This is a genomic window from Qipengyuania sp. (genome assembly GCF_042095715.1).
GTDB lineage: Bacteria > Pseudomonadota > Alphaproteobacteria > Sphingomonadales > Sphingomonadaceae > Qipengyuania.
Genome location: NZ_JBELMO010000108.1, coordinates 2081 through 6302, shown reverse-complemented (window position 1 = coordinate 6302; position 4222 = coordinate 2081). Strand labels below are relative to the sequence as shown.

General features: G+C 58.6%; 6 protein-coding genes. 5 read left to right on the top strand and 1 reads right to left on the bottom strand.

The window, feature by feature from the left end:
* Positions 1–103 precede the first annotated feature (103 nt).
* From ACFDTG_RS15740 to ACFDTG_RS15725, 4 genes are read left to right on the top strand one after another with little or no spacing between them, the layout of a single operon-like run.
* A complete protein-coding gene (locus tag ACFDTG_RS15740; protein WP_375291905.1) occupies positions 104–1183 on the top strand; it encodes a ribonucleotide-diphosphate reductase subunit beta in 1080 nt (359 codons plus the stop codon).
* Complete coding sequence (locus ACFDTG_RS15735) at positions 1143–1481, top strand: BrnT family toxin (protein ID WP_375291904.1); 339 nt, start codon at positions 1143–1145, stop codon at positions 1479–1481. The genes ACFDTG_RS15740 and ACFDTG_RS15735 overlap by 41 nt, the downstream gene beginning before the upstream one ends.
* Complete coding sequence (locus ACFDTG_RS15730; RefSeq protein ID WP_375291903.1) at positions 1478–2113, top strand: Panacea domain-containing protein; 636 nt, start codon at positions 1478–1480, stop codon at positions 2111–2113. Before ACFDTG_RS15735 ends, ACFDTG_RS15730 begins: the two co-directional genes overlap by 4 nt.
* Positions 2088–2783, top strand: a complete 696-nt coding sequence (locus tag ACFDTG_RS15725; RefSeq protein WP_375291902.1) for a hypothetical protein — start codon at positions 2088–2090, stop codon at positions 2781–2783. Before ACFDTG_RS15730 ends, ACFDTG_RS15725 begins: the two co-directional genes overlap by 26 nt.
* 87 nt (positions 2784–2870) lie before the next feature.
* Here ACFDTG_RS15725 and ACFDTG_RS15720 read toward each other — a convergent pair whose 3' ends face one another.
* Positions 2871–3089 carry a hypothetical protein gene (locus ACFDTG_RS15720; RefSeq protein WP_375291901.1) on the bottom strand — a complete coding sequence of 73 codons (219 nt, stop codon included), beginning with the start codon at positions 3087–3089 and terminating at the stop codon, positions 2871–2873.
* Positions 3090–3130: 41 nt separating this feature from the next.
* Between ACFDTG_RS15720 and ACFDTG_RS15715 the strand changes: the two genes are divergently transcribed.
* Positions 3131–4177: a hypothetical protein gene (locus ACFDTG_RS15715; RefSeq protein ID WP_375291900.1), complete on the top strand. Its 1047-nt coding sequence runs from the start codon at positions 3131–3133 to the stop codon at positions 4175–4177.
* Positions 4178–4222 lie beyond the last annotated feature (45 nt).

Sequence of the window (4222 nt, the reverse complement as noted above, 5' to 3'; positions counted from 1 at the left end):
CAATCACCGAAAGCCCCGGAGATACCAGATGTCGTTGCTCGAAGCCCGCAAGACCGACTAGGCCTCCACCAGATATAGTTTCCTGCACCGCCGGAGTTACACAATGTCCCTTCTCGAAGCCCGCAAGACCTACAAGCCCTTCGAATATCCGTGGGCCTACGAGTTCTGGAAGCGGCAGCAGCAGGTCCACTGGCTGCCGGAAGAGGTGCCGCTGGGCGAGGATTGCCGCGACTGGGCGCAGAACCTGGCCGAGCACGAGCGCAACCTGCTCACCCAGATCTTCCGCTTCTTCACCCAGGCCGATGTCGAGGTGCAGGATTGCTACCACGAGAAATACGGCCGCGTGTTCAAGCCGACCGAGGTCAAGATGATGCTGACCGCGTTCAGCAACATGGAAACGGTGCATATCGCCGCCTATTCCCACCTGCTCGACACCATCGGCATGCCCGAAAGCGAATACGGCATGTTCCTGGAATATCAGGAGATGCGCGACAAGCACGATTATCTCCAGCAGTTCGGCGTCGATAGCGACGAGGATATCGCCCGCACGCTGGCCATGTTCGGCGGCTTTACCGAAGGGCTGCAGCTGTTCGCCAGCTTCGCCATGCTGATGAACTTCCCGCGCTTCAACAAGATGAAGGGCATGGGCCAGATCGTGAGCTGGAGCGTGCGCGACGAAAGCCTGCACTGCGAAGGCATCACCCGCCTGTTCCACGCCTTCTGCGCGGAGCGGGACTGCCTGACCAAATCGGTCAAGGAAGACATCATGGACATGTGCCAGAAGACGGTGCGTCTGGAAGATGCCTTCATCGATCTGGCGTTCGAGATGGGGCCGGTGTCCGGCATGACCGCCAAGGATATCAAGCGGTACATCCGCTACATCGCCGATTGGCGGCTGAGCCAGCTGGGCCTGCCCGCGATCTACATGACGGAAGAACACCCGCTGCCCTGGCTGGCCCCGCTGCTGAACGGGGTGGAGCACGCCAACTTCTTTGAAACCCGCGCCACCGAATATTCCAAGGGCGCGACGCGCGGCAACTGGAACGACGTGTGGTCCAGCTTCGACAAGCGCCACACCGCCAAGTCCAAGGCCGCCAACGAGGCGGACGAGGCCGAGAGCGACGGACCGGGGCTGTTCGGGGATGCGGTGGGCGCGGCGAGCGGGAGCGTGGCGGCGGAGTAGCTATAACCAAATGTGGGTTTGGGATCACAAGAAGAATGAAGACAATCGACGAAAGCATAAACTGAGCTTCGAAACTGCAACGCTTGCATTTTCCGATCCGCTATCGCAAACCTACGAAGACCCATTCGAAACTGAGGTCCGATGGCGGACCTATGGAATGATCGCTGGAATCCTTGTACTTGTAGTTCACACCGAGCCAGAAGGTTCGGATGAGGAGACCATGCGCCCCGGTCGAATTATCAGTGCGCGAAAAGCCACTTCCGCTGAGCGGCGCGCCTTTGAAGAAAATTCTTTATGACGTCGGATCAAGCCGTTCCTCTGGATCTAATCGCTCTCGCCTCACTCAGTGACGCCGAGATTGATACGACTGATGCACCGGAGGTTCCCCTTAAAGGCCCCATCGGGGTCGGGAAATACTATCCCTTTAAGTCGCGCAACTACGACGTCCGGGGTGTAGCAAATTGGTTTGTTGAGAGAGCTGAGAAGGCCAGTATTGTTCCGACCAAGGTCTGGATAAATAAGATGGTTTTCTTTGCTTACGAAAAAGCACTTCGCGACTTTCATGTTCTTTTGACGCCCGCTCGCGCAGAAGCGTGGAATTTTGGTCCGGTTTTTAGGGAGATATACTTCAACGAAAACAAGCTCGACGATAGTTCTCGCTTTACAAAGTTCAGTATTGAGGGCCGAAAACGAGTAACCGTAACGGAAGATTTTGAAGGTCTTGACCTTTCGATATTTGAACAGGTATTTAGTGATATTGGTCATTTCTCAGCGTCAAGCCTTACTCATTTATCGCACGAAGAGGGGTCTCCTTGGGATATCATTTGGCGGACAGGAGGACAGGCCAATCCAGGCATGGCAATTCCGCCGTCCATAATAGCTGGGCGTTCGACGCCAAAAAATAGTGGAAAACATACAGACGAAAATTGATCGCGTGTTAAAAACGCCTGGGATTTTCAACTGGGCACGGCAAAATCATCCACGTCTAGATGATACTAGCAAAGAAATTTGGCGGATTGTCGAAAACCCTCCACAAAGATCGCTTTATCCGATCACAAGATTGTGCGAGAAACTTGCTAATCGCCAGATAACCCTAGCAGATGCTAATCATGCAACTTCGGGTTATCAGGGGTATTTGCGCATGGCAGCGGACGAGGTCATTCCCACGTTCGATGAATACCTCACCAAAAGGCAGTTTGAAATTGCTGATGATATTGCCAGCGATTTCCCACCTTATCCGTTTTCACGTGATGCTCGCGGTAAGGTGAGAGCTCTTCCAATTGCTCCGATGTTTGTTTCAATCGAGGGTGATAGGCTAGTGCCAAATTTCATGCTTGGCTGGGCGAGGCCCCGATTTTCCTACCATCAAATCCGCTTAATTTGCTCAATCTTGAAAGACGGACTGTTGAGTCACTCCGACTTTTTAGAAAGCGACGGTCGCATCATTTTTATAAGACGAAACAAGTGGGGCAGTCGATTTGTCGAGACTTGGAACATCCGATCATATGCGACCATGAGCAGGTCGGAACTGGAAGACCAATTCGCGCGCTACAACACAGCGGTACAGAACGTGATCTTGCGTCTCGAAGCTTTGAAGTGACCTAGTCGGTTTGGTATTCAGGATGTCAGACCTTTCTCTTCTCAACACCACTCCCGCCGCCGCCCGGTCCATCGCTCCGCCAGCCCCTCAGCCACCAGCATATCGCCAAGGCTCCGCCCGCCGCGCGTCACGGTGAACAGCGCGCGGCCGTAGCGGTCGTGGGCGGCGGTCGGCTTCGGGGGTTAGCGTGAAGGGGCCGGCGTTGAGCAGTTCGGTAAAGCGGGCGGTGGCGCGGGTGCCTAGCTCGCGCTCGTAATCGCATTTCACCTCATGGGTTGGCGAACCACCCGAGAAATGTAGAAACATTTTTTCTTTCCTATTTGGTTCGTTTGTGCCTTACGATGCGGATGAGCAAGAAATACGCCCGCATCGCCAAGCGCAGCCGCGCCCTGTCCCGCATGGCCAACCGCGCCCCCTCATCCATCGGCCACCCGCCCGAAACCAAAGCGTCCGAAAGCGAACCGCCCTCACCGGCGCCCCCGCCCTCACCCCAAACCCCGCCCCAAAAGCTCAGCCCGCAGCAGCGCGGCGCCCTCACCCGCAAGATCAGGCGCGCCGCGCGCGAGGCGGAGCGGGTGCAGGCCCGCCGCCAAGCGGAGGCCGAGGCGGAAGAAGCGCGCGAGGCGGCCCTCGTCGCCGCCGAACGCGCGAAGCTGCCCAGCCCCGATGCGCATGGCTTCGATCCGGAGGAATACGAGTGGCTCCCCGTGCGGCGCCGCCGGCGCGAGGATGGCTGGACACCGCAGCGCCAGCAGGACTTCATCGCCGTGCTCGCCGAAACCGGCTGCGTCGATCACGCCGCGCAGGATTGCGGGATGAGCGTGTCCAGCGCCTATCGCCTGCGCCGCGCGCCCGGCGCGGAACAGTTCGCCGCCGCATGGGACGTGGCGCTGACCCATGCCTCGCGCAAATTGCTGGACGTGGCGTTCGACCGCGCCCTGCGCGGCACTGACGAGCCGGTGTTCGATCGCGAGGGCCACATGCAGGGCCGCCGCTTCCGCCAGAACGACCGGCTGCTGATGTTCCTGCTGCGCGCCTATATGCCCGACCGGTTCCGCTATGCGCATCGCGATCTGCGCGTGAACGATGAACCCGTGCCCGCCGATCCCCTCCCCATGGGCGAGGTGCTGGCGCGGCTGGTCCCCGTGCCGCCGCCCGAGCCCGAAAAGCTGATGAGCCCGCGCGATCTGGAAGACGCGCGCTCAATCGGCGATCTGATGGAGCCGGGCGAAGCGCCGCACTGGCACAGCGGGAAGGACATTCCCGAACCGGAAATCTACAACGAATGGCGCAAGCAGATCGATGCGATGATCCACCCCAACGGGCAAGGCCATTTCAGCGATGCCAACATGCGGCCCGAAGCGCCCCGCTTCGCACGCCCGCGGGAGAAATAGCGGGACGGGCGCGGGGCCTCGCTCTGTGCGCGACAATGCGTCTTG

Excerpts from the sequence above, each read along its gene's own strand:
- ACFDTG_RS15740 (WP_375291905.1), top strand. The coding sequence starts at position 104 with ATGTCCCTTCTCGAAGCCCGCAAGACCTACAAGCCCTTCGAATATCCG.
- ACFDTG_RS15735 (WP_375291904.1), top strand. The coding sequence starts at position 1,143 with ATGCGGTGGGCGCGGCGAGCGGGAGCGTGGCGGCGGAGTAGCTATAAC.
- ACFDTG_RS15730 (WP_375291903.1), top strand. The coding sequence starts at position 1,478 with ATGACGTCGGATCAAGCCGTTCCTCTGGATCTAATCGCTCTCGCCTCA.
- ACFDTG_RS15720 (WP_375291901.1), bottom strand. The coding sequence starts at position 3,089 with ATGTTTCTACATTTCTCGGGTGGTTCGCCAACCCATGAGGTGAAATGC.
- ACFDTG_RS15715 (WP_375291900.1), top strand. The coding sequence starts at position 3,131 with ATGAGCAAGAAATACGCCCGCATCGCCAAGCGCAGCCGCGCCCTGTCC.